Genomic DNA, 22,902 nt, shown 5'->3' with positions numbered 1-22,902 from the left:
AAAAGCGCTCTTCTACGCCCTTGGTAATCGGCAACCCGTACAGGCTTTCCTCGGTCTAGTACAACTTTTGCAGGATGTAGGGCTTTGCCCTTGCCGAAGGGTGGGATAAAGGATGAAGTTTAGAATCCAAAAATGATTCTGACTTCTGCCTCCTGACTCCTGACTCCTGAATGAGATAACCTGAAATTAGATTAAAGAATAACGGAATAGAGCAAGTCGTGATGAATGCTTTGTGGCCTAGATTTTTAAAGTCAGCCTATCGTAAAGAGCCAATTTCCAGCTTTGTGGTGATAGTTGGTGCTGTAGATGCAGTGATTGGCGGCGTAGATGAAAGCTGGGGTTTGTTTAGTTTCGGAGTCTTGACAGTGGGGGCAGCGATCGCTCTACGTTGGTGGCAAACGCAGGGAAAAGAAGTCGAACCAATCCCCCAAACTGCAAAACACTTTCTTCCCCCCCAATCCTCTCGTCCTGTCCTGCCCATGCTGAGTGCCTCCAAGCACCATCCAAATCAGTAAACCTTTGGGTGGGATTTTCTGACAACTATGATTGCCACTTCTGTTTCCATTGAATGGCTTAAAATCGGTGAAGTTGCCGCTCGGAGTGGTCTGCCTGTCAAAACCATTCGCTATTACGAAGATATTGGTCTTTTAGCACCGACGGTAAAGCGGACAGCTTCCGGCTATCGTCTTTTTAATCGTGAGATCGTCAATCGACTGGCATTCATCAAGCGATCGCAAGCACTCGGACTAACTCTTAGCGAAATTCAAGAAATTTTAACGGTTCACGATCGGGGGCAGCTACCCTGCGGTGCCTTGAAGCAGCTGCTGCACGCGAAAGTAGAGGCGATCGCCGAACAAATCGCATCGCTAGAAATCCTCAAGAGCGAGCTAGAAGGGCTAATCTCTGGTTGGCAAGACCGACCGCCCGCTCACCAGATCGATCATACTATCTGCCCCAATATTCAATCAGCACCATGAAACCTCTGGCGAGTAAGGCAAAAGTAAAAAGGCACTTATGCAAAGAAAAAATTCTGAGTTTTGCATTTTTACCTTTTAGCTTTTATTGTTTCGCCCTTGCCAGTCAGCCTCTCCCAGCCTCCGCCGAGACAGTAATCCAGCCAGCTGCGCCGTCTGACGCCCCAGCCCAGATCCCGCAAGCTGAAGCTTGGAGAAACGTTAAACTCCTCCGCACGCTCAAAGGTCACAAGGCGACCATTGATTCCTTGACCTTCACACCAGATGGGAAATTTCTCTTCAGCGGGGGTAGCGACAATGACGGCAGAATCAAGTTTTGGTGGGTCAGAAGTTGGAAAGAAGTGGGTAGCCTCAGGGCGCATAGTAGGGCAGTGATGACCCTTGCCATGAGTCCTAATTCCGAAATCCTGGCGAGTTGTAGCAATGACTCCTCGCTGAATTTATGGAATTGGAAGACTGGAAAATATACCCGTACCTTTCTGGATCATACGAGTAACATTCTGTCGGCGGCGATTACCTCGGATAGTGAAATGCTGGTGACGGGTGCCTTGGATGGCATTCGAGTCTGGAATTTGAGAACGCAGCGCCCGATTTACAACCTGGTGCGTTTCGATAACCAAACTTATGCAGTTGCCACGAATCCCAATGGGGAGATTCTGGCGAGTGGAGGCAAAGATACCGCGATTAAGCTGTGGGATCTCAAGAGTGGAAGATTTATTGATTCATTGTCGGGACATAGCGGTGCAATCAGTACCTTAGCGTTCGCGCCGGATGGAAATACTCTGATTAGTGGCAGCTACGATCGCACCATCAAAGTTTGGAATTTTAACACCGGGCAATTGCTTTACACACTCTCCGGACATACAGGATGGATTAGGGCGATCGCGATTAATCCTTCTGGAGAAGTCCTTGCTACTGCTAGTCGGGATGGCGTCCGCTTGTGGAACTTGAGAACGGGCGAACTGATTGCCTTGCTGGTGGGACATTCCGATTGGGTAAAATCGGTTGCGTTTAGTCCCGATGGGCGAACCCTGGCGAGTGGCGGCTTTGACAGAACCATTAAAATTTGGCAAGTTGCTTCTCCCTGAGCCTTTGGTAATAGCAATTTTTGATTCAGCTTTTGGGAAAACTAAGTTCAGTTCCATCTGAGACGAAGGAAGTAAACCAAAGTGTTGACCCATGATAGCGACAAACTAAAGAAAAAGAGCGTTAACGGGTACAAATCGGCAGAGGCGGGTTTCTTCAATCTCTCGCTGGAGCTGCTTTGTATCGCCGGGTTGGATGGCTACTTCAAGCACCTAAATCCTACCTGGGAAAAAACCCTGGGTTTTACTAACAAAGAACTCTTAAGCCAACCGTTTATGGAGTTTGTTCATCCTGAAGATAGGGAAGCAACCTTCACCGAAGTACAGAAGCTGGCTACAGGCGTGGAAACAATCTCTTTTGAGAATCGCTACCTGTGCAAAGACGGCTCCTATAAATGGCTATTATGGACTTCTGCTGTCTCCACCGAAGAAGATTTGCTGTATGCAGTGGTTCGTGACATTAGCGATCGCAAACCTGCTGAAGAAAAACTCCGCAATTTAGGAGCTGTCTTAGAAAATGCTGTCGAAGGAATTTCTCGGCTAGACACTCAAGGGCGCTACGTTACTGTCAATAAAGCCTACGCCAATGCAGCCGGTTACGAGCCTGAAGAAATGATTGGCATGGAATGGCAGCGAACTGTCCATCCTGAAGAACTCGACAAGCTGATCGCCGCTTATCACAAAATGCTTGTGGATGGCAAGGTAGAAGCTGAAACTAGGGGCATCCGTAAAGATGGCTCTATTTTTTATAAGCAAGTGGTGATGATCTGCGATTACGATGAGCAGCAGCGATTTATGGGTCATCACTGTTTTATGAAGGACATCACCGAGCGTCAGCGAACAGAACAAGAGCGATCGCAATTAGCTAATCACATCCAATTGCTGCTGCAATCGACCGGGGAAGGCATCTACGGCATTGATTTACAAGGACGTTGTACCTTCATCAACAAAGCGGCGGCTCAGATGCTGGGATACCAGCCTGATGAAGTGATGGGCAAGGAGATGCACGAGTTAATCCATCACAGTCGCAGCGATGGCTCGTTCTATCCAAGTGTTGAGTGTGCGATTTTTTGTGCTGTTCGCAAAGGAAACAGTTGCCGGATAGACAACGAAGTTCTATGGCGGCGGGATGGGACTGCTTTTGCTGCCGAGTATTCGTCTTATCCGATCCTTGAGGGTGAGGAAATCAAAGGTGCTGTTGTCACCTTCGTTGATATCAGCGATCGCAAGTTAGCAGAAGAAGCACTAAAACAGGCGAATGAAGCTCTCGAAATCCGAGTCGAGGAACGCACCGCCCAATTAAGGCATACCCTCCAGCAGCTAGAAGACGAGATGACTGAGCGCCAGCGGGTAGAGGAAGCTTTATACAAAGAAAGAGAATTTTTAAATGCATTGCTTAATAACTTGGCAGACGGCATTGTCGCTTGTGACGCCAATGGAGTTTTAACGCTATTTAATCGGGCGACACAAGAGTTTCATGGGTTGCCGGAACAAGCACTTCCTGCCGATCGATGGGCAGAACACTTTGATTTATATCTGCCCGATGGGAAAACACTGATGAAAACGGAAGATATTCCGTTGTTTAGAGCGTTTTGGGGAGAGACGGTTCGGGAAGTAGAAATGATCATCGCCCCGAAGCAAGGAAAAATCCGCACCCTACTCGCTAGCGGACAAGCGATCGTTGATGCTCAGGGAAAAAAACTAGGTGCAGTCGTGGCGATGCATGACATCAGCGATCGCAAACAGGCAGAAAAAACTCAGGCAAGATTGACCGCAATCTTAGAAGCAACACCTGACTTTGTAGGCACCTCTGATGCCCAAGGTAATGTACTCTACATCAACGGCGCTGGTCGAAGAATGTTGGGGATTGAAGAAGATGAAGACCTCTCAACCAAACATATCTCTGAACTCTCCACCAAGAGTGCAGCTGAAATGATGCTAGCTGAAGGTGTGCCTGCTGCCATCAAGGACGGAGTGTGGAGTGGCGAGACTGCTTTTCAGTCCTGCGACGGCAATGAGATTCCCGTCTCGCAAGTAATTATGGCGCACAAAGGGGAAAACGGAGCGGTTGAATTTCTCTCTACGATCGCCCGCGACATCACTCCCGCCAAACAGGCAGAGGAAGCCCTCCGCCAAAGCCAAGCCAGACTTGCAGAAGCTCAAAAAGTCGCCCACGTCGGCAGTTGGGAATTCGATCTCGCAACTGGAGAAATCGCTTGGTCGGAGGAACTGTTCCGCCTTTGGGGGATGGAGCCGAACCAAACTGTACCGAGTTACGAAGATCTTTTACAAAAAGTTCATCCGGATGATCGGGAAGTCTTTGCAAAAGCAGTTGAGTTGGCAATTACCGAAGGCAAGCCTTATGAATTCGACAACCGGACTTTGCTGCCTGACGGTGCGATCGGATATATGTTCTCTAAAGGGCAGCCGATTTTGAATTCGCAGGGTCAGGTGATTAAGCTATGTGGCATCGGGCTAGATATTAGCGATCGCCAGCTCTCAGAGGAGCAATTACGCCAAACAACTTCGGAGCTGAAAGCAGTTTTTCAAGCTTTTCCCGATTTGTACTTTCGGCTCAACTCTGATGGCACTATTCTGGACTACAACGCCGGACAAATCGGGACGGGAAATCTGTACATTCCACCGGAAGTATTCCTCGGCAAGCGAATGCAAGATATTCTGCCCCCCCACATCGGACACCAGTTTGACGAAGGCATTCTTCAGGTGTTGCAGAAAAACTCCCTAGGGGCGCACAGTCCCGCATCCGTACACCTTGAGTATTCTCTACCGAGTGAGAACGAAGATAAAAGTTATGAAGCTAGGCTTGTGCCGTTGCTGGAAAACCAAATCATGGTCATTGTCCGCGATATCACTCAGCGCCAGCAGGCAGAGGAGGCGTTGCGGCAATCGGAAGCACAATTTAGACAACTCGCCCAACGAGAGGAACTGCTCAACCAACTAGCAAACCTGCTCCGCAACTCTCTGGACGTAAATACCATTCTGGAAACTGCCGTGGAGGAGACCCGCAGTTTGTTGCAAATTGACCGATGCTTATTTGTTTGGTATCGACCATTTGCAGAGGAACCTGCCTGGGACGTGGTGAAAGAAGCGAAGATACCGGCGCTACCGAGCTTCCTGGGTCACTACCCAGCGCCGGAAAATTCTGTCACGCAGAAGTTCATCAACCGAGAAATGCTCCGTGTTGACGATCTGACGACTGCCACCGATTCAGGAGAGCAGGAACTCTATATGGGTTCTGGCTACACCGCGATACTGGCACTGCCGATTCAGACACCTTCTGGTGAGATTGGTTTGCTCATCTGCGGACATCATCGTGGATCTCGACTTTGGAGTGACGATGAAGTAGAACTCTTGCAAGCAGTGACGGATCAACTAGCGATCGCACTTTTCCAAGCCGAACTCTACGCCCAATCCCAAGACTCTGCCCAGCAAGCCCAACAAAAAGCTCAACAACTACAGCAAACCTTGCACCAGTTGCAACAAACCCAAGCCCAACTGATTCAGAGCGAAAAAATGTCCGGTTTGGGTCAGATGGTCGCTGGCGTTGCTCACGAAATTAACAATCCCGTCAATTTCATCCACGGCAATCTCACCCACGCCAACGTATACACCCAAGACTTACTCAATCTTCTCCGCCTTTACCAGCAGCACTATCCCCATCCAGTCCCGGAAATTCAAGATGAGACCGAGGCGATTGACCTGGATTTCCTGGTGGAAGACCTCCCCAAAATTCTGGGTTCGATGAAGATGGGAACAGACCGCATCTGTCAGATTGTACTAAGTTTGCGGAATTTCTCGCGGCTGGATGAAGCCGAAATGAAAGAGGTGGACATCCATGAGGGCATTGATAACACCCTGCTGATCTTGCAAAATCGTCTGAAAGCCAAACCCGACAGTCCAGGCATTCAGATTGTCAAAGAGTATGGCAACCTCCCTCTTGTGGAGTGCTATGCAGGGCAGATGAATCAGGTGTTTATGAACCTCCTGAACAATGCTTTTGACGCTCTGGAAACCCAACCCCTTCCTCGGATCGTTACTATTCGCAGCCAGGTTGTCAATTCCCATGTCGCCATTCGGATTGCTGATAATGGGTCGGGAATGACCGAGCAAGTAAAAGCCCGTCTGTTTGACCCCTTCTTCACGACTAAACCTGTGGGGAAAGGCACAGGTCTGGGATTATCCATCAGTTATCAAATTGTGGTGGAGAAGCACGGTGGCATTTTAAAGTGTGTCTCAAAACCAGGACAAGGAGCGGAGTTTTGGATTGAGATTCCCATTTGCCAAGGTCTCACTTAATTGGAATTGCACACAAAAAAAGAGAGGGAAGTTAATCTTCCCTCTCCTCGAATCTTGACTATTTTCAGATGCACCCTGGTCTTTTAGCTTCTTCCGCAACATCTTCTGTTGCTTTCTAATTTGTCTCGCCCTGGCGGAGCCACCTTTCCCTTTGTCGTTTCTTCCCTCTCGGCGGGGAGATTCCCACCGCTTGAGTCGTTGAGTCATGGTCGTTCTCTTGTGTAAAGAGTGGGCAGGGAGAGAATCGAACTCTCACGATCTCACAATCGTCAGATTTTGAGTCTGATGCGTCTACCAATTTCGCCACCCGCCCTTGGGTTTAGCTTCACCATTATAGTCTATGGAGTGCTGTTGTAGCAAGGCTTGATATTCCTGACTGCTGGCCCAGCGGTCAATTTCTCGCGCCCGCAAGACGGGAACTGGGTGACTGAGTTGGGCTGTCTGCGCTTGTTTGAGCATTTCACCCAGCTGATTTTTACTGATATCGTCGTAAGCTCTCGCTTGAGCTAAAAAGGCTTCCAGGTTCAGCTGCGGTGCGAGAGTGGGCGAACCCCCGGCGAGTTTCATCAAGACAGAACTGACGACTTTGGAGTCTTGGGTGGCAAGAAGTGCGGCGCGATCGCAAGTGAATTCTGCACATCGCAGCCACTGTAGCATCTGTGCCCTCAAAGTTTCAGCGATCGCCGCACCCCAAGTAGGAATTAATCCTGCCGCTAACACCATAATATTGACGGGTGTTAGGTACACTCCATGCTCGCATTTCAGGTGTCCCAGTTCGTGGGCGATGACTGCCTGAATCTCTTCGGGTGTCAGCAAATCGATTAATGAGGTGTGCAACACAATAAACGGCTGCTTTCCTCGCATGGCAAAGGTGTAGGCGTTTGGCGCGGGTGAGGCGCGGACGTACAGTTGCGGTGGTTCCAAATCCAATATCTGGCAAGCTTCTAACAGCAGTTTATGCAGATGAGGCAGCTGTTGTTCGCCTACGAGGACGCCCGCCGCTATATTTTCCAGGTAAAAAAACTGTTCGGCAAGGGGGCCAAGCAAATTTCTTACCAGGATATCCATTCCCGGTAGCTGTTTTAAGGCGTTGGTCGCCTCCAAATCTAGGGGATGGCGAAATTTGTCTGCCGAGAGACCGATTAAGGGTGTCCTTGAAGGCAACATGGAGGCAATCTCAAAAAAAAGAACTAAAACAAAAGAAAAGAATTGATTGATGCAGTGATGTTTGAGCGCGATCGTGAAAACAGATATCCCAAATTAGTATAGCGAGGGCGCTTTGTTTTTGTTGGCGAACGGCGCACCTAACTAGGATTTATTGAGGCGATTTACAAATTGTTGTTACTATCTTTACTTCTTCGCTCCTAAATGGTATTCTTATATAATGGGAATATATTAGATTTTTTAAAAATTGCAAACACTCAATTATATAAAAAAGCATTTTTAACTTACTTAAATAAGTATACCCTAAAAACCCCTAACTTTTTCCAATATTTCACCTTCAAAGTTAGGGTTTCTGAGGACAATTCCCAATTAGGTAAACAACCAGTTTTTTACCCGATTTAAACCCTTCCAGTCGGGTTTTCTGGCTAATCCATCTTCAATACTTTCTTGGATATCTTGGCGTAGTTCTGGATTAATCGCCAGATATCGTTGAGCCTCTTCAATGTGTTGGCGGACGCCGGTTTTCCCTTCCTCAAGCATCGCCAGAACCAGGTTAATGTGAGCCTGCGGATCTTGGGGATTTAACTTGACAGCTTTTTGAGCGGCTTTGTAAGCCAGAGTAGCTTGATCGTCCAATAGATACAGCCACGACAGACAAATCCAGGCAGCAGTGAGTTTGGGGGAGCGATCGCAAATGTCCTTGAAAACGGGTAGCAAAGTATCCGGGCCTTCTCCCGCTTTATAGCGTTCCAGGCTATTGTCAAAAAGGTCGTTAATTGGATCGGTCATTTCTGAAAGATGAAAGATGTTAGCGATCGCGTAGCGGATGGCGAGCTAGATAGCGGCGCTCTTTATCGTTATTTTATGGGGAGGTTGGAGTTTGAATCCACCCATATCTGGAAAGCAGGCGAGATACCTGCTTTCCAATCAGATGTTTTTACAAGCTGTACGCCAAGCTTGAACTTAGATGCCAAATGACTTAGACCCCAAATGACTTAGACGCCAAATGACTTACCGCAGCCGCAACTTTGAGCAGCATTGGGGTTCGTAAATTGGAAGCCACCGCCAATCATGGCATCGCTATAGTCCAGCATCAGACCATAGAGGTATAGCATACTCTTGGGATCGCAGACAATTTTGAAGCCATCGTAGTCGTATACTTCATCATTCTCCCGAATTTGACTAGGCTCTTCAAAATCCATCAGGTACGACATCCCAGAGCAGCCACCTTGGCGGACGCCAACTCGCAGGCACAGATCCTTGCCTTGTTTCTCGCGCAGGGAGAGGACGTGTTTGAGGGCGGTTTCGCTTAACTGGATGCCGCGTTGTTGCGATTGAGTAGCTTGTGTCATGGCGCTCTCGACTCCTAATTTGCTGTTTTATCTAGACGACTTGAGGAAGCCAGTCCACTAGGTCAATTTTATCGAAGAATCTTAACTTAACCGCAGACAGGCGAAGCGAAAAGCTGTTTATTATCTATGTTAACCATTAGGCGTTGAGGATAGATGGGGCGATCGCGCAAGGATTATATCGTGGTGCTTTCATCACTGACAAGCATCAGTTTATAGAAGGACGGCGAAGAGACGATTAGTATTTAAAATGAGGATCTACAAAGCGCACGGTGTGTTGTTCCCCCAGTTGGCCTAGTCTATGTCTGCTCTCAATCGCTCTACATCTCGTCGGCTGCAAACTTTACAACAAATTCCCAGCGTCTGGGAAGGCGATCGCCGTCGATTATCTGCTGGGATGGCGCAAAGCTTAGAGTCGGATACTCAAGCAGATAGCGAATGCATTGTTTGGGTGGATGGCGTCGAGGGAATGGTTCGGGCGATGGATGTCGTGACTTCCGAGACGGGACCGGAAGCCGTTGTTCGCGCCCTGCTGCGAGCAATGGAACATCCCCACAGCCCTGGGAAGCCATCTCGCCCTCAGAAAATTGTAGTCCGAGACAGAGAACTTCAGTTCTACCTGCGGGGTGTCCTTCAGAATCTAGACATTGCCGTTGATTATGTACCGGAACTGCCCCTGATTGACGAACTATTTCGCGGGTTCCAGGAAATCACCAGCACTCGACCTCCCAAGCTACCGCCGGAATATGCCGAGTTACTGGTGCAAAAAGCTTATGAGATTTGGCACGATGCGCCTTGGGAACTGCTTGCCGACCACCAGATTATCTCAATTGAGCTAAACCAGTGGGATGTGGAGACGCTGTACGCCTCGGTGATGGGAATGCTGGGCATGGAGTACGGCATTTTGTTGTATCGCTCTCTTGACTCTCTGAAACGGTTTCGGTCGTCGGTTTTGGCAAAGGAGTCTTTTGAGGAGCTAGAAGAAGCATTTTTAGGGCAAGATTGCTTGTTTGTCACTTTCGAGCCAGCTGAAGATTCCTTAGACGAAGATGAAGAGGACGAAGACATTGATTTAGCTGACTTGCCGCTTTCGGAAATTCAACCCAATTTCGGAAATGTGCATCCGTTAGAGGGGATGCGACCATTTTTGTATGAGGAAGAAGCGATCGCAGTTTACGTGGCACTGGAAGCCCTCCATCGCTTTTTCCGGGCATCCAATCGGCAGTTGGCAGCAGAGAAGTTCCCCACCTTGAGCAAACGCTACCGCATCGCCGCACCCCTAGAGGCGGATCTGCAAAAATCGATTCCCGTTAAGGTGGCAACGGTGCCCGATGTGGCGTCGGAACTGTTTGAGATGGCAGAGTTGGCAGAGGAGGAAGACGCCGACATTGAGGAGATGACGCTACCTCTGCGGGATGACTTGGTGCCCAAAGATTCTTTCCTCAGCTTGGGGATGATGACTTGGGAGAGAGTGGAGGTGCTGCGTCAAAGCGTCGATTTCTATCAAGCGAAGGATGCGATCGCGGCGGGTGAGGGAATGCCGGTGATTTTGATTCAAACTTCTCGTCCCAAGGCAAAAGAATTGATTGAGCAAATCCAAGGTGCTGGAGGGTTGAAGGGAATTTGCTTTAATCCGGGAGAAGATCCTTTAACTAGCGATCGCTATGACTTAGGAATTCTCCAAACTGAAAATGGCAATATGTACCTGTTTGGTGAATTTCAAGAAGACGATCCGATTCATAGCGAAGCTCGTCGCAAGTGGGATCAGCGTTGTAAGAAAACCAAAGGCTACTGCGGCTTGATTGTTGCTAGGGGGCTAAAAGGAGCATCTAGGGGAAATCCTCAGCTAGGCGACATGATGGCTTTATTTGAAGCGCGATCGCTCTCCACCAAAGAATTAGGATTGGGTATGCTCCAGCTGATGCCCCAGTTTGAGGTGGATTGAGAAGTTGAAAGTAGAGACGCTTTCATGCCAGCGTCTCTTTACAAATCAAATAGGTGCATCTTAGTTTTGTAAAAACACCTGACGACTAAAGTCGTGGCTTGTCAAACAACGACTGCTCTCTTCAGGCTAACAGGACTTACGCAAAGCTTATACATATAGCGTTTTTTCGGGTTCAATCCCCCTGTGGTTGCCCTCAGATGTGGTGATATTTGCGTAAGTCCTGACTACTAAACCACGGCAAGGCGCGTTTTTGTAGGCGATCGCACCCTCAAGGGTGTCGGCGACAAAAGCGAGATGCTCCCAATCAAATAGGACTGCTCTAGATTCACCCCACCCAGAGGAGCCGTAAATCTAACTAATTACTAAACCTTTTACCTAGAGTTAATTAATCAAATCTTTAATAATCATCGGTTTTGATTATTTGACAATCTGCTTTATTAATTGTAACAATAGTAAAAATATAGGCTCTCCTAGGTATTGGGTGATAAGTAAGATTTATGTTTAGCAGGACAGGGGTTTCAGCCCTATCAGAGCCAATTTTTTGTATCCCAGTATACGGTTAAACCTGTATACCCGGAAGACCCAAAATATATAGCAATCCTAAATAGGTTGTGGTGAGTCTGTCCTTCTTCCGAGACGTTCTATAGAACGTCTATATAAATAAAATTTCACCTCTCATTTAGGATTGCTATAACAGTCATAAATTAGCTGCGAAATTCTCTCCTGTCTTTCTCTGCGTCTAAAGCGAACAGAGCGGTTCGTTTCTCACAACTCAAGTAGGATTGCTATATCAAACAAGTTGTTAGTAACTGTAGTCAAAACAATTTTACTAAATTAGTTTGAATCAGTAAAAATACCCAATATTAAATTTTATTTAAATAGACTTAACTGGTATTTTTACGCTTATAGAATTTCAAACAATAGTATTAAATAATAAAATAGACCGTTTTAGCTCTACTAAACAAAGAAATACCAATCTGGGGGCATAATGACAAACTTAACTAGCAATAATTATAAACCAAAAACAGAGATACCAAACTCTAGTAATCTTGAAGGTTTAGCACAGCAATGGGCTAAAAAGTATGTTGAGAACTTAGAGTTTGATTCAGAAGAGCGAGAGGATACAAACGAGCTAAGCTTTGGCAAAATTATTTCTAAAGAAGGACGGGCGCAAACCGCCGAAAATTTAATGCATTCTCTGCGATTCGTCAGTGCCAAAGCCTGGAATAAAACTGAGGTGTTGCTTGCCAAAGAAGTTCAGCGAAATCGGATTGACCCTAAGTTAATTAATCCCTGGGAAGTTGCAGCCGATTCCTTTGGCATCTATCAGAAGGCGTTAGAAGTCTATACTCAACAATCGGTATCGCGGCGTCTTGCAGTGATGGAAACGGCTTGCAATTCCCATCCGATTGATGAAAATGCCCTAGAAGTTTATACCGAACAGGTTGCCCCCAGTCAGCTATCTACAGTAATTGGTGCCGATATCGGAGCAATGCGGAAGAAATATACTTGTAACGATCCGAGAATAATTGGTTTTGTAAGTATGCAGTTCCATTACACCAGTCAGATGCTGCTAGAGACGCTTTCTCCTCAAGAGCGATCGCTAGTTAATGCTTACTTCAAAGTAATTGACGATCACCTCTATATGCCATTGCAACGCGCCTACGATGCAGCAGCTAAACATGATTATGATTCGCCAGCTTTGGCAGCAGTACAAAACCTATTGCCAGTAAGTACAGAAATTGCCAATAAAATTGTCCAGCGAGTTATGGCACTATATCCCGCCTATCGCAGCTACACTGGCAATCTCAGTGACAGCACGGTTAAGACATCTAGCATCCGCGATGTAGAGATGTTCCAAGTTTATCTGTGGGTATGTGCCTTGGAAGGAAACATCAGCGCGATTCAAGAGGAGTTATTTCCCCTGTGCGTGATGCTGTACCCTACATTAAAGGTGAAGTGGGAACTGGTGCGGCAACTGCTCCACTTGTTGGGACAGGAAATTCGGACTCGCTTGAGTTCTACACAAGCGGATACTTTGCAGCCTTACTTCCGTGTGTTGTGGGAGATGTTTTCCCCATCTGTATTTGGTGATGCGGCGACAAGCTGAAAAGCAGAGGGAGTTATCAATTAGCCATCCTTCAATTAGCCAGTCTTCCATTAAAAAATCGGTAATCTTCTCCTGTCACCTGTTAAACTTTGTAAAGAAATTGACAAGGACAGATGGCATGAGGGTTGCAATCGTCGGGGCAGGATTGGCTGGAATGGCAGCGGCAGTCGATTTAGTCGATGCCGGTTGCGAAGTCGAAATCTTTGAATCTCGTCCGTTTGTGGGGGGTAAAGTCGGCAGTTGGGTGGATGCCGATGGCAATCACGTTGAGATGGGGTTGCACGTCTTTTTTGGGAACTACTACCAGCTATTTGAATTGATGAAGAAGGTGGGGGCAGATGAAAATTTGCGCCTGAAAGAACATATCCACACCTTTATCAATCAAGGAGGCGTCACGGGTGCCTTGGATTTTCGCTTCATCACAGGTGCGCCTTTCAATGGATTGAAAGCATTTTTCACAACATCGCAGCTATCGTTGCAGGATAAAGTACAGAATGCGATCGCACTTGGTAGCAGTACCATCGTGCGCGGCTTGGTAGACTTCGAGGGTTCGATGAAAACAATTCGCGCTCTCGATAAAATTAGCTTTGCCGATTGGTTTCGCAGTCACGGTGGCAGTAATGGCAGCATCAAGCGGATGTGGAACCCAATTGCTTATGCACTCGGATTTATTGATTGCGAAAATATTTCCGCTCGTTGTATGCTAACCATCTTTCAGATGTTTGCCGCCAGAACCGAGGCGTCGGTACTGCGAATGCTGGAAGGTTCTCCTTACGAGTACCTGCACAAGCCGATTATTGAATACATAGAAGCACGAGGCGCGAAAATTCATACTCGTCGCCGGGTACGAGAAATTCAATATACCGGCGAAGGCAATGAGACGCAAGTGACTGGCTTACTGATTGCTAAAGGAGAAACTGAAGAAACCATCACCGCAGATGCTTATGTCTGCGCCTGCGACGTGCCAGGAATTCAGCGCGTTTTGCCGCAAGCGTGGCGTCAATGGTCGGAATTTGACAATATTTATAAGCTGGATACAGTGCCAGTGGCGACAGTGCAGCTGCGGTTTGATGGCTGGGTGACTGAGTTGTACGATGCCGAAGAAAGACACCAAGTGCATCATGCTGCCGGAATTGATAATCTGCTTTATACAGCAGATGCCGACTTTTCCTGCTTTGCAGATTTAGCTTTAACAAGTCCCTCTGATTATTACCGCGAGGGACAAGGTTCGCTGTTGCAGCTAGTGCTGACGCCGGGAGATCCGTTTATCAAGGAAAGTAACGAAGCGATCGCTCAACACGTCCTCAAGCAGGTGCATGAGCTATTCCCTTCCTCCCGCGAGTTGAACATGACCTGGTACAGTGTGGTGAAGCTGGCTCAGTCTCTCTACCGCGAAGCCCCTGGCATGGACCCCTATCGTCCTCCTCAGAAGACGCCGATTGCAAATTTCTTCCTTGCGGGTAGCTATACTCAGCAAGATTACATCGATAGTATGGAAGGGGCAACTCTGTCTGGGCGTCAGGCGGCGAAGGCGATTTTAGAAAATGTGCAAGAAATAAAGGGTAAGAGTCAGTTGTCGGCAGTTTAGAGGAAGAAACCGCAAAGACGCCGCATAGTGCGAAGGAAGAAAAGAAGTAAATGGCTGATTGGCTAGAGCATAGCGTGCAGGTAGAGGTGCCGGTTCCCATTGACGAGGTGTGGAACCTCTGGTCCGATCTGGAGCAAATGCCTCGGTGGATGAAGTGGATTGACTCGGTTACAGTTCTGGATAATGACCCACAATTATCCCGCTGGAAACTCGCTACAGGCGGCTTAGAATTTACCTGGCTTGCTCGTATCCTGAAAAAAGTGCCCAACCAGATTATCCAATGGGAATCGGTTGGTGGATTGCCAAATCGGGGTGCGATTCGCTTTTATGACCGACACGGCAGTAGCATTGTTAAACTAACGGTGGCTTACGGCATTCCCGGTTGGTTGGGCAGATTAATGGATAATCTTTTTCTGGGGCGCGTTGTCGAATCCACTATCCAAGCCGATTTGGATCGGTTTCGAGAATACGCCATTAACTCTCAAGCTAAATCTTAATTGGGTAGCTCAAGTAGCTTTATAGGGTTCCAAAAATTACCATAATCTGCGATAGTTACACTCTCCCATTCTTTTCGCTCAACAGAACCGCGAAACTGGATGTAACCGCACTCGTACTGGTAAGTCACTTCATCTTCATTATCCCAGGTATTTGGAACTACCTTGCCTCGAACAGATTCCGGGAAAAGTTTATTTATCCATGTCCAAGCTGTCTGATTATTCATTAGTTTATTATCGTCTTTTGGATAAATAATTGCTGCGTAAGGTGGTTTTGAGTCTGAGGAAAAATTCAGAAATACATCAATATCAGCTAGTTCAGAAATGAGCTTGACAAAATTCATTTCTTCGCCTTTCGGATGCAAGCGATGGTAATAATATGCCAAATGCCAAGAGGCGAGGCGTACTATTTCCGGCTCGTTGTGATTTCCTAAGTCCATTAAAATATGTTCAAGCGCTTCGATTTTCCGCTCCCTGTCTGTCGCCGCCAATACAGCGATGTCAAATCTACCTATTTTTATTAGATGTTGAATGTGGGAGGGATTGTTGGAAAGCAGTTCGTGAGCTTGAAAATCAATACTCACACCGAAATATTTTAGTTTTAATTTTGGCTTTGAAGATTTGCGATTTTCTAAAATATCCAATATCCATTGGCAAACATCAATCTGCGTTTCATAGGATTGCTGAATATTTTTAAAATCGAAACAGATAGGATCAAAAAACGGTCCAGCAATTCCAGGACGTTCAATTTCTTTGTCTTTAATTAATTGCATCATTTCATTGATTGGCGGCATATCTGGATCGCCATACTGATAAAATTCACCAATTTTCTGTGCAGCACAGGCTCGAACTGAAGGGTGAGGATGATCCAGAGCAGCGAGTAAATTTAATTGAGCTTCTTTCCAAATATAACCATAAAAAAAAAGCGGATTTGGCAAGTTAGAATTGTTTCTACACTTAGGGATTCACACTGTTTATTCTCTGCCAAATTGTTTAGCCATTGGAGAATTAATTCCAGATAATCTTCATATCTGATAAGGCGCTGAGCGTAGTAACAAAACTCTTCAACTAATCCAGGTGTTTGATTTTCTTGGTAAGCGATCGCACTTAAAATTGGTGCGATGCGTTGCGCGGAGGATTCAGGTACAAAGTTATTTTGGCGGTATTTCTGTAAATTTTCTGAGCAAATATCTTTAACAATTCTCTCAACCGCTAATTCTCTAATCTTCTCGTTCTGATGACCAATAAATTCAGTGAATCTTGCGAAAGTTATGTTCCATTCCTCAAGAGTAAATAGTTCATCCAGAGGAATATTTCTAAGTTCCTCTTGAATACTTTCAATGTTAAGTTGTTCTTGATTCATCAGATCCTTTTACTATTGGTTTTCATATCATTTTTCGATGAGAACCGATCCGATACCCCCTAACCCCTCTTAAAAAGGGGGATCTCTAATATCTGAATTTCAATTTGCGGATAAATAGCTAACGAACTGGTACGAAGCTATTACCTAAAAGTATCAAACCGCCAAATAAGCACATCAAATATACGCCTAACAACAACAGTCTGGTTCCCCAACTGGAATGGGATTCCCGACAGCGTTGGGCAATATCTTTGACCATTCTATACTTCTGAGCAAACGGTAGGGAACCGTAACCAGACTTTTTGAGCGTCTGGAAAATAGCTATCAGTACGCTATCAGCATCGTCAGTTGATTGAGGTAGTTCTCGCCGCAGTATCTTCAGAATCTTGGCACTGCGAAAGCTAGCAGGGATGCTAAACGCAATCAAAAATCCGAGGAAAAGAAAAATCCCAGTCCCTGGACTCATGCCGATAAAAACTAGCAATCCGACTGCGAAAAGTTTGAACAAAACATCGGTGTAGGGATGGCGGGAAAATATTAATAAATCTAGGATGCGTCCTCCATCTAAGGGCAAGATAGGGAGTAAATTGAAGTAGTTAATAATTACTAGAAAGCTGATTACCTCTTGCAAACCTAAGGAACGCTGGAGAGAATCGGGAATTGCCAGCGCGATCGCAACTCCTAAGATTATCCCCGGAACCGGACCCGCCAGCAAAACCAGAAATTTTTCCCGAATCGTAGCATTTTCTTTGCGTCCGGAAGCCGCAGCACCAAATAAGGGCAAGAAGAAAATCGACGTATCTTTATAGCCGCACCCTCTCATCGTCAAAAAGTGCCCCAGTTCGTGCAAAAACAGGACGCCGATGAGAATCAGCAGTGTCTCCAAGTCGAAAAACGGCGTGAAGGAGATGGCAAACACGACCAAACTGCCAAGCAACAACCAAGACTTTATCCCCTTTCTGGCGCGTCCCCGTTCGATTCGTTCCATCCGGCGGAATCCCTCAACTTCCACCGCCGGAGGAATCTCCACATATCGATAGGGTTCTGTTTTTGCCTTTTGCGTCCACTTTTTGACGAGAGTTATATACTTGCTGTTATCTTTCCCCATCTTGATAGCTGTTTTCATCGCAGTACCGAGATTGAGTTCTAGCAGTTCTGTTCCTTTAATCGGTGACAGCTGCCCTGATTTCACCAAGCTGTCTATGTAGGTGACATGATGCGATCGCAATGTCTCAATAAACGCCTTTGATGACATGGCGAGGGGCATTTTTGTAAGCGCCAAATGCTCAAGCTTGTCTTGATGGACTTGCCACTGTTCCTGGGTTTCCACCGCGTAAGGATCTTGGAGAATGGTATTGGGTATTTTCCCAATCACGCCGTAAGCCTGTCCATTCATCGTGTGTAACAGGACACCATCCTCAAAAAAAGTAAAGAACTCAATCGTAAACAGCCTCACCGATTCCGGCAGGCTACGAATGTTTACATTGGCGAATGTTTTAAATGCCTCGTTGTATAGCACCATCCCCCAGCTTTTCGAGGCATCCAGGTAAATGTCATTAAAGCTGAAATAGGAACAGAACTGAAACCCTAGCTTTTCAAGTTCTGGCAATGGAATCTCAAATAAATCTTTGATATAAGCAGGGATTTCCTCGCCGCTCCGAATTTCGTATTCGATATACTGTAGAGTCAAGCCTAAAAGTCGCTGAAAAAAAATCAAGTAGGGTGCCACTACTAGCAACCCATAGACTGCTAATCCGTAAAGCAAATATTCCATTAACGGCTCAACCCTGTGTGTAGTTTGCTACCAGGCGGGGTCAACGTAGAGATTGATAGTTAACTGTTCGCACCCTGCCGGTACTGCTGTGATACAAGCACAGATAGTATGTCCGTCCCCTACCTCCACTTCGCAGGCGTGACACGAACCCATTAGGCAGCCAGTGGGAATGAACACCCCAGCCCGTTCTGCTACCTGTAATAACGCTTCTCCTACCTCAGCGTCAACCGCAATGTCGTCAGGTAAAAAAAGTACACTTACGCTCATCAGTAGTTGGTAATAGGTAATTGGTAATGGGTAATTGGTAATTGGTAAAAAGCAATTACCAATTACCAATTTTTTAAGACAAAACAGGGTTTAAATCTAGGTGAGCTTCCACCGTATCTGCCAGCGAATCCAAAATTGCTTCTCGGTGTTCGCGGTAGTTGGCGACGCCTGTGGGGAGAGATGGAAGTCCCCGTTGCTGCCGTAGGTGATTTAACCAGGATCTTCGCCAAGGACCATTATCAAAAAGACCGTGGAGATAAGTGCCCACAACTGATTGAGTGCCATCGACAATCCCCAAAGTGGGATCGTCAAACAGCGTTTTGTAGGAGTATTGCCTCGGTGCCTGCCCGGATGCCCCCATTCCTTCCTCTGAATCCAACAGCCGCGTGCGCCCCTGATGGATTTCATAACCGGCGACAGGTAAACCAGCTTGAGGATAGTTAGAAGTTACGAGTCGCTGGCGGGCGATTTTTTGGGCGGTAATCACGGTTTTTACGGGTAACAGTTCCAGACCTTTGTAACGTCCCGTTTCGCCTTCAATTCCTTCGGGATCGGCTAAAAATTTGCCCAGCATCTGGAACCCGCCGCAAATCCCCAGAATGGTGCCACCTGCTGCCGCGTAGTTTTGAATTGCCTGCGCCATGCCGGTTTTTTGCAGCAGTAATAAATCAGCGATGGTGGTTTTGGAACCCGGAATAATCACGGCATCCGGATGTCCCAAGGGTTCTCTGGGGCTAATGTATTTCACCGTAACGCTGGATTCTGCTTCCAGAGGATCGAAGTCGGTGAAGTTAGAAATTCGGGGAAGGCGGATGATGGCAATGGTGAGATCGCTGTGAGACTTGGTAGTGCGACGCTCAAACAAATCTAGGGAATCTTCAGCGGGCAAAGCTTGATCGATCCAGGGAATGACACCCGCTACGGGAATGCCGGTGCGTTGTTCTAACCAGGTGATGCCGGAGTCTAAGAGCGATCGCTGTCCTCGGAATTTATTAATTACAATACCCTTGATCAGCGCCCGTTCTTCCTTCTCCAGCAACTCCAGAGTACCCACCACATGAGCAAAAGCGCCCCCCCGGTCAATATCCACTACCAGCAGAGTTGAAGCATTTAAATGCTTCGCTACCCGCATATTCGCCATGTCGCGGTGCTTGAGGTTAATCTCCGCTGGGCTACCAGCTCCCTCACATACAAGTAAATCAAATTCTTCGGAGAGACGTTGCAGCGATTCTTCAATTGCCTGCCAACCTATGTCAAAATACTGCTCGTAGTACTCCGCAGCACCCACTTGCCCGACGGATCTGCCTTTGATAATCACCTGGGAAGTCATGTCCCCTTGGGGTTTGAGTAAAATTGGGTTCATCTCCACCCAGGGCGTTACTCCCGCAGCCCAAGCTTGCACTGCCTGGGCATAACCAATTTCTCCTCCAGTGGGCGTCACGTAAGAATTCAGCGCCATATTCTGCGCTTTAAAGGGAGCCACTCGCCAGCCGCGCCGAGATAGAATCCGGCAAAGTGCAGCGGTGAGTAGAGATTTTCCTGCGTGGGATGTGGTTCCCACGACCATAATCGCTTTCATTTTAATAGTTAGGGGATATAGGGAAGAGGAGGGAGCAGGCAAGTCGGGAAGCAGGGGAACAGGGGGGCAAGGAAGAGGGGGGAGCAGGCAAGCCGGGAACAGGAGATGAACAGGGGGCAGGGGAAAATTCTTACTCAGCACTCAGTTCTCAGCACTCAGTCCTCAGCCCTCAGTCCTCAGCACTCAGTCCTCAGCACTCAGTCCTCAGCCCTCAGTCCTCAGTCCTCAGCCCTCAGCCCTCAGAACAACCGGAACCAACGATTTAAGGCATTATAGAAGCGATCGCCAAGAGAGGGGGGAGGCCACGAACCACCCTGAAGTTCCCATTTTTCTACCAATTGGCGTCCCAAGGGTGTGAGGCGAAAACTATCGGTGATTCCTTGACCATCCACTTCTCGCCGCAGGATGCCTACCTGAATCAGCCACAACAGGGAACTTTCTGCACCTAGTTCCCGCAAAGGCTGGCGGGTGTACTGGTGTTGGACGCCTGAAGAACTAGCGATCGCTTGCAGGGGAACGCTCGTTGAGCGCATCGCCGCAAACAAAGGGAGGAGGAAGGGCGAACAGCGCATCGCCCGTTCGGCACGGGATACACTGCCAGGGGAATATTGAATCGACTGGGAGTTTTTTGCCTCAACAGAATTCATCTCTTATCTCTAATGCCAGGAAACAGCAGAGGATTAACAATTGCCATCTAGTCAATTTCGGTTATTCATTAACCGATTTTTATCGTTCGCACCCACAAACTCTATGGTTGTAGCTGCAGACGCTCTCCGGCGCGTCTCGATAGGAGACCTACTGCCGTCATCCACCTTAGCTTAGCCCAAGCGCAATTTTAAAATATTGTAAAATTTGATTTTCACCAAACAATCATAACTGAGCAGGAAATAGAATTTATGGCTCTAGCAGTCGGTACAACGGCACCCGCCTTCACCGCCAAAGATACCAATGGGAACACCGTCTCCTTGTCTGATTTGGCGGGAAAAACCGTGATTTTGTATTTTTATCCCAAAGATGATACACCCGGCTGTACCAAACAAGCTTGTAGCTTTCGAGATGCCTATGCAGACTATCAAGGCAAAGATATTGTAGTCTTGGGCGTGAGCAAGGATGATGAATCGTCTCACCAGAAATTCACCGAGAAATTCAATTTGCCTTTTCCCCTACTGGCAGATGTCGATGGCAGCATCATCAAAGCTTATGAAGTTGAAGGAAGTAGCGGCTATGCCCAGCGCGTAACTTACGTTATTGATGACACTGGCAAGATCGTTCACGTTGATTCCAGCGTCAACACGGGTAGTCATGCTCAGGATATCTTAGCGGCACTGGCTTCTTGAGCCGACGACTTTAGTATCTGCGACTAATACGAGAAGCCCGATTTCGTTAAGAAACCGGGCTTCTCAACCACAGGACTATTTGAATACTGACTAATTTGGCGTCGAAGAGGCGGGTGTAACTGAGTTTGTCGGGTTGACAGGTGATGCCTGATTTGGAGTGCCAAGAAGTTGTAGTTGTTGACGCCGGAACTGCTCGGCGGCAGTATTCAGATTTTTCTTCTGGTCGGTATTAAACTCCTCCATACTGCGAATGTTGCCCAGGGTGGCTCGATGCATCAAGTCAAAGACACCGGAAGCACCTCCATTATTCGTCCGAGAAAATGGGTCTGTATTTTGCTCTTGGAAAGTGTCTGCGGGATTGACCTCCCCTGGTTGCGACAGGGTTGCTTGAGCCAGAGTTAATTGAGGCAGCAAGCAGGAGGCGAATCCCATGCCAGCCAGGACACCGAGAACCAGTTTAGTTTTTTTATTCATGGCAATTTGGGGCGAAACACGCTAAGAAAGTTTTGAGTTTTGAATTTTGAGTTTTGAATAAAGACAAAGAAATTTATCTCTATCTATGTTCAACTTTATAACTCAGAACTCGATCGGGACTTAGTACTCATCACTCAACACGATTCTTAAGCAAACCGGCGACGCAGCAGTGGTTGAATTGCTAATAATATTACTGCATCAAAACCGAGAAGCACCAATATCGCAGTGCCAAAAGTTACAGCACCCCAAGGCGCTTGCATGACGACGCTACTGAGTGCCCAATCACTGTGGAGATACAGATAACGAATTGGCTCAATCGCATAGCTGAGGGGGTTGAGAGTTGCGACAACTTGCAACCAATTGGGCATGAAGGATAAAGGGGCGAGGGCTGTGCTGGCAAACAGTAAAGGCAGGTTAGTAACAAAAATTACAGCAATCAGCTCGACGTGACCGGGTAAAGCAAAAGCCAAACCCAAACTCAAAGCGGTGACACCTAGAACCAGCAACAGAACAATCAACGCGATCGCGCCTAAGCCCAAAAGATTGGGTAAACCGGCTCCCAAAAAAGCGCTAGCGGCAACAATGACTGCGGCTTGGATTAAGCTCAGCGTCACAATATAGATAGCAGAAGCAGCAACAATCGAAAATCGGGATGCCAAAGGAGCGACTAATAAGCGGTTGAGAAAGCCAAATTCCCGGTCAAACATCACCGGCAATCCAGCATTCAGTGCCCCAGCAAACGCGGTAAAAACAATCACCCCGGCACCGAGAAATTGTCCGTAGCTCAAGTTATTGCCAAAAATGCCTTGAGGAGCATTTTGAAACAGCGCCCCGAATAGAACCAACCACATCAAAGGCTGGATAATTCCCGCCACGAGAGTCGAGGGACGCCGTTGCAATTGAATGAATAAGCGCTTCGTTAAAGCCAGAGTTTCTTGAATAAAGTCGCTGACGAGGCTGGATGCAGCACCGGCATTAGATTTACCAGATGCCTCTGGCTGCAACCGGATGTCAGGTTTAGGAGGCGTTATCGTACTGCTCATATCAATTTTGGATGTTGGATGTTGGATGTTGGTCGCTTGGTG

Annotated in this window: 23 protein-coding genes and 1 tRNA gene; 11 read left to right on the top strand and 13 right to left on the bottom strand. The window is 47.2% G+C overall.

Going from position 1 to position 22,902, the window contains the following annotated elements; genetic code table 11:
- Nucleotides 1-221 precede the first annotated feature (221 nt).
- The 4 genes from AC2VDX_RS23675 (at nucleotide 222) to AC2VDX_RS23660 (ending at nucleotide 6,376) form a co-directional block, all read left to right on the top strand.
- Nucleotides 222-515, top strand: coding sequence for a hypothetical protein (locus tag AC2VDX_RS23675; protein ID WP_378172002.1), 294 nt, complete (start codon nucleotides 222-224; stop codon nucleotides 513-515).
- A gap of 27 nt (nucleotides 516-542) precedes the next feature.
- Entirely contained in the window at nucleotides 543-977 is a 435-nt protein-coding gene (locus tag AC2VDX_RS23670; RefSeq protein WP_378172005.1) for a heavy metal-responsive transcriptional regulator, read from the top strand.
- Complete coding sequence (locus AC2VDX_RS23665; RefSeq protein WP_378172008.1) at nucleotides 974-2,062, top strand: WD40 repeat domain-containing protein; 1,089 nt, start codon at nucleotides 974-976, stop codon at nucleotides 2,060-2,062. Before AC2VDX_RS23670 ends, AC2VDX_RS23665 begins: the two co-directional genes overlap by 4 nt.
- A gap of 84 nt (nucleotides 2,063-2,146) precedes the next feature.
- Nucleotides 2,147-6,376 carry a PAS domain S-box protein gene (locus AC2VDX_RS23660; RefSeq protein ID WP_486928247.1) on the top strand — a complete coding sequence of 1,410 codons (4,230 nt, stop codon included), beginning with the start codon at nucleotides 2,147-2,149 and terminating at the stop codon, nucleotides 6,374-6,376.
- On the opposite strand, the gene AC2VDX_RS23655 is transcribed toward AC2VDX_RS23660, so the two are convergent.
- The 4 genes from AC2VDX_RS23655 to AC2VDX_RS23640 form a co-directional block, all read right to left on the bottom strand.
- Nucleotides 6,314-6,583: a hypothetical protein gene (locus tag AC2VDX_RS23655; protein ID WP_378172013.1), complete on the bottom strand. Its 270-nt coding sequence runs from the start codon at nucleotides 6,581-6,583 to the stop codon at nucleotides 6,314-6,316. The genes AC2VDX_RS23660 and AC2VDX_RS23655 overlap by 63 nt on opposite strands.
- A gap of 22 nt (nucleotides 6,584-6,605) precedes the next feature.
- A tRNA-Leu gene (locus AC2VDX_RS23650) sits at nucleotides 6,606-6,689 on the bottom strand.
- Nucleotides 6,668-7,543, bottom strand: a complete 876-nt coding sequence (locus AC2VDX_RS23645; RefSeq protein WP_378172016.1) for a M48 family metallopeptidase — start codon at nucleotides 7,541-7,543, stop codon at nucleotides 6,668-6,670. The genes AC2VDX_RS23650 and AC2VDX_RS23645 overlap by 22 nt, the downstream gene beginning before the upstream one ends.
- Before the next feature lie 366 nt (nucleotides 7,544-7,909).
- Nucleotides 7,910-8,329 carry a hypothetical protein gene (locus AC2VDX_RS23640; protein ID WP_378172019.1) on the bottom strand — a complete coding sequence of 140 codons (420 nt, stop codon included), beginning with the start codon at nucleotides 8,327-8,329 and terminating at the stop codon, nucleotides 7,910-7,912.
- Nucleotides 8,330-8,338: 9 nt separating this feature from the next.
- Here AC2VDX_RS23640 and AC2VDX_RS23635 point away from each other — a divergent pair, with 9 nt between their 5' ends.
- Entirely contained in the window at nucleotides 8,339-8,518 is a 180-nt protein-coding gene (locus AC2VDX_RS23635) for a hypothetical protein (RefSeq protein WP_378172021.1), read from the top strand.
- 17 nt (nucleotides 8,519-8,535) lie between these two features.
- On the opposite strand, the gene AC2VDX_RS23630 is transcribed toward AC2VDX_RS23635, so the two are convergent.
- Nucleotides 8,536-8,892: a HesB/IscA family protein gene (locus AC2VDX_RS23630; protein WP_378172024.1), complete on the bottom strand. Its 357-nt coding sequence runs from the start codon at nucleotides 8,890-8,892 to the stop codon at nucleotides 8,536-8,538.
- 298 nt (nucleotides 8,893-9,190) lie between these two features.
- On the opposite strand from AC2VDX_RS23630, the gene AC2VDX_RS23625 reads away from it, so the two are divergent.
- The 4 genes from AC2VDX_RS23625 (at nucleotide 9,191) to AC2VDX_RS23610 (ending at nucleotide 15,029) form a co-directional block, all read left to right on the top strand.
- Nucleotides 9,191-10,834: a DUF6930 domain-containing protein gene (locus tag AC2VDX_RS23625; protein ID WP_378172028.1), complete on the top strand. Its 1,644-nt coding sequence runs from the start codon at nucleotides 9,191-9,193 to the stop codon at nucleotides 10,832-10,834.
- A gap of 988 nt (nucleotides 10,835-11,822) precedes the next feature.
- Nucleotides 11,823-12,944 (top strand): hypothetical protein, encoded by a 1,122-nt coding sequence (locus AC2VDX_RS23620; RefSeq protein WP_378172031.1) that lies wholly within the window; start codon nucleotides 11,823-11,825, stop codon nucleotides 12,942-12,944.
- A 118-nt stretch (nucleotides 12,945-13,062) separates the two neighbouring features.
- Nucleotides 13,063-14,532 carry a 9,9'-di-cis-zeta-carotene desaturase gene (gene zds, locus AC2VDX_RS23615; RefSeq protein WP_378172033.1) on the top strand — a complete coding sequence of 490 codons (1,470 nt, stop codon included), beginning with the start codon at nucleotides 13,063-13,065 and terminating at the stop codon, nucleotides 14,530-14,532.
- A gap of 50 nt (nucleotides 14,533-14,582) precedes the next feature.
- A complete protein-coding gene (locus AC2VDX_RS23610; protein WP_378172036.1) occupies nucleotides 14,583-15,029 on the top strand; it encodes an SRPBCC family protein in 447 nt (148 codons plus the stop codon).
- Here the strand turns inward: AC2VDX_RS23610 and AC2VDX_RS23605 are convergent.
- From AC2VDX_RS23605 to cobQ, 5 genes are all read right to left on the bottom strand, one after another.
- Complete coding sequence (locus tag AC2VDX_RS23605) at nucleotides 15,026-15,964, bottom strand: hypothetical protein (RefSeq protein ID WP_378172039.1); 939 nt, start codon at nucleotides 15,962-15,964, stop codon at nucleotides 15,026-15,028. The genes AC2VDX_RS23610 and AC2VDX_RS23605 overlap by 4 nt on opposite strands.
- Nucleotides 15,913-16,389 (bottom strand): hypothetical protein, encoded by a 477-nt coding sequence (locus tag AC2VDX_RS23600; RefSeq protein ID WP_378172041.1) that lies wholly within the window; start codon nucleotides 16,387-16,389, stop codon nucleotides 15,913-15,915. Before AC2VDX_RS23600 ends, AC2VDX_RS23605 begins: the two co-directional genes overlap by 52 nt.
- 118 nt (nucleotides 16,390-16,507) lie before the next feature.
- Nucleotides 16,508-18,160, bottom strand: a complete 1,653-nt coding sequence (locus AC2VDX_RS23595) for a site-2 protease family protein (protein WP_378172044.1) — start codon at nucleotides 18,158-18,160, stop codon at nucleotides 16,508-16,510.
- 27 nt (nucleotides 18,161-18,187) lie between these two features.
- Nucleotides 18,188-18,427: a 2Fe-2S iron-sulfur cluster-binding protein gene (locus AC2VDX_RS23590; protein ID WP_190823166.1), complete on the bottom strand. Its 240-nt coding sequence runs from the start codon at nucleotides 18,425-18,427 to the stop codon at nucleotides 18,188-18,190.
- A 73-nt stretch (nucleotides 18,428-18,500) separates the two neighbouring features.
- On the bottom strand, nucleotides 18,501-20,006 hold the full coding sequence (gene cobQ, locus AC2VDX_RS23585; RefSeq protein WP_378172047.1) for a cobyric acid synthase CobQ: 1,506 nt from the start codon (nucleotides 20,004-20,006) through the stop codon (nucleotides 18,501-18,503).
- A gap of 105 nt (nucleotides 20,007-20,111) precedes the next feature.
- Between cobQ and AC2VDX_RS23580 the strand changes: the two genes are divergently transcribed.
- Nucleotides 20,112-20,282, top strand: coding sequence for a hypothetical protein (locus tag AC2VDX_RS23580; RefSeq protein ID WP_378172050.1), 171 nt, complete (start codon nucleotides 20,112-20,114; stop codon nucleotides 20,280-20,282).
- Here the strand turns inward: AC2VDX_RS23580 and AC2VDX_RS23575 are convergent.
- Nucleotides 20,246-20,653, bottom strand: a complete 408-nt coding sequence (locus tag AC2VDX_RS23575; RefSeq protein ID WP_378172052.1) for an Npun_F0494 family protein — start codon at nucleotides 20,651-20,653, stop codon at nucleotides 20,246-20,248. The two genes, AC2VDX_RS23580 and AC2VDX_RS23575, sit on opposite strands and share 37 nt — an antisense overlap.
- A gap of 249 nt (nucleotides 20,654-20,902) precedes the next feature.
- On the opposite strand from AC2VDX_RS23575, the gene AC2VDX_RS23570 reads away from it, so the two are divergent.
- A complete protein-coding gene (locus AC2VDX_RS23570) occupies nucleotides 20,903-21,343 on the top strand; it encodes a peroxiredoxin (protein ID WP_378172055.1) in 441 nt (146 codons plus the stop codon).
- Nucleotides 21,344-21,433: 90 nt separating this feature from the next.
- On the opposite strand, the gene AC2VDX_RS23565 is transcribed toward AC2VDX_RS23570, so the two are convergent.
- On the bottom strand, nucleotides 21,434-21,817 hold the full coding sequence (locus AC2VDX_RS23565) for a hypothetical protein (RefSeq protein ID WP_378172058.1): 384 nt from the start codon (nucleotides 21,815-21,817) through the stop codon (nucleotides 21,434-21,436).
- A 146-nt stretch (nucleotides 21,818-21,963) separates the two neighbouring features.
- Nucleotides 21,964-22,860 (bottom strand): ABC transporter permease, encoded by an 897-nt coding sequence (locus AC2VDX_RS23560; protein ID WP_378172061.1) that lies wholly within the window; start codon nucleotides 22,858-22,860, stop codon nucleotides 21,964-21,966.
- Nucleotides 22,861-22,902 lie beyond the last annotated feature (42 nt).

Source organism: Coleofasciculus sp. H7-1 (genome assembly GCF_057473865.1).
This window is presented reverse-complemented; position numbering and strand designations above follow the sequence as displayed.

What these genes read in the sequence shown, in the direction of transcription:
- AC2VDX_RS23620 (WP_378172031.1), top strand. Translation starts at nt 11,823, where the DNA reads ATGACAAACTTAACTAGCAATAATTATAAACCAAAAACAGAGATACCA.
- AC2VDX_RS23675 (WP_378172002.1), top strand. Translation starts at nt 222, where the DNA reads ATGAATGCTTTGTGGCCTAGATTTTTAAAGTCAGCCTATCGTAAAGAG.
- AC2VDX_RS23630 (WP_378172024.1), bottom strand. Translation starts at nt 8,892, where the DNA reads ATGACACAAGCTACTCAATCGCAACAACGCGGCATCCAGTTAAGCGAA.
- AC2VDX_RS23625 (WP_378172028.1), top strand. Translation starts at nt 9,191, where the DNA reads ATGTCTGCTCTCAATCGCTCTACATCTCGTCGGCTGCAAACTTTACAA.
- AC2VDX_RS23565 (WP_378172058.1), bottom strand. Translation starts at nt 21,817, where the DNA reads ATGAATAAAAAAACTAAACTGGTTCTCGGTGTCCTGGCTGGCATGGGA.
- AC2VDX_RS23590 (WP_190823166.1), bottom strand. Translation starts at nt 18,427, where the DNA reads ATGAGCGTAAGTGTACTTTTTTTACCTGACGACATTGCGGTTGACGCT.
- AC2VDX_RS23580 (WP_378172050.1), top strand. Translation starts at nt 20,112, where the DNA reads ATGAACAGGGGGCAGGGGAAAATTCTTACTCAGCACTCAGTTCTCAGC.
- AC2VDX_RS23670 (WP_378172005.1), top strand. Translation starts at nt 543, where the DNA reads ATGATTGCCACTTCTGTTTCCATTGAATGGCTTAAAATCGGTGAAGTT.
- AC2VDX_RS23635 (WP_378172021.1), top strand. Translation starts at nt 8,339, where the DNA reads ATGAAAGATGTTAGCGATCGCGTAGCGGATGGCGAGCTAGATAGCGGC.
- AC2VDX_RS23575 (WP_378172052.1), bottom strand. Translation starts at nt 20,653, where the DNA reads ATGAATTCTGTTGAGGCAAAAAACTCCCAGTCGATTCAATATTCCCCT.
- AC2VDX_RS23560 (WP_378172061.1), bottom strand. Translation starts at nt 22,860, where the DNA reads ATGAGCAGTACGATAACGCCTCCTAAACCTGACATCCGGTTGCAGCCA.
- cobQ (WP_378172047.1), bottom strand. Translation starts at nt 20,006, where the DNA reads ATGAAAGCGATTATGGTCGTGGGAACCACATCCCACGCAGGAAAATCT.
- AC2VDX_RS23600 (WP_378172041.1), bottom strand. Translation starts at nt 16,389, where the DNA reads ATGAATCAAGAACAACTTAACATTGAAAGTATTCAAGAGGAACTTAGA.
- AC2VDX_RS23595 (WP_378172044.1), bottom strand. Translation starts at nt 18,160, where the DNA reads ATGGAATATTTGCTTTACGGATTAGCAGTCTATGGGTTGCTAGTAGTG.
- AC2VDX_RS23610 (WP_378172036.1), top strand. Translation starts at nt 14,583, where the DNA reads ATGGCTGATTGGCTAGAGCATAGCGTGCAGGTAGAGGTGCCGGTTCCC.
- AC2VDX_RS23645 (WP_378172016.1), bottom strand. Translation starts at nt 7,543, where the DNA reads ATGTTGCCTTCAAGGACACCCTTAATCGGTCTCTCGGCAGACAAATTT.
- AC2VDX_RS23665 (WP_378172008.1), top strand. Translation starts at nt 974, where the DNA reads ATGAAACCTCTGGCGAGTAAGGCAAAAGTAAAAAGGCACTTATGCAAA.
- zds (WP_378172033.1), top strand. Translation starts at nt 13,063, where the DNA reads ATGAGGGTTGCAATCGTCGGGGCAGGATTGGCTGGAATGGCAGCGGCA.
- AC2VDX_RS23655 (WP_378172013.1), bottom strand. Translation starts at nt 6,583, where the DNA reads ATGACTCAACGACTCAAGCGGTGGGAATCTCCCCGCCGAGAGGGAAGA.
- AC2VDX_RS23640 (WP_378172019.1), bottom strand. Translation starts at nt 8,329, where the DNA reads ATGACCGATCCAATTAACGACCTTTTTGACAATAGCCTGGAACGCTAT.
- AC2VDX_RS23570 (WP_378172055.1), top strand. Translation starts at nt 20,903, where the DNA reads ATGGCTCTAGCAGTCGGTACAACGGCACCCGCCTTCACCGCCAAAGAT.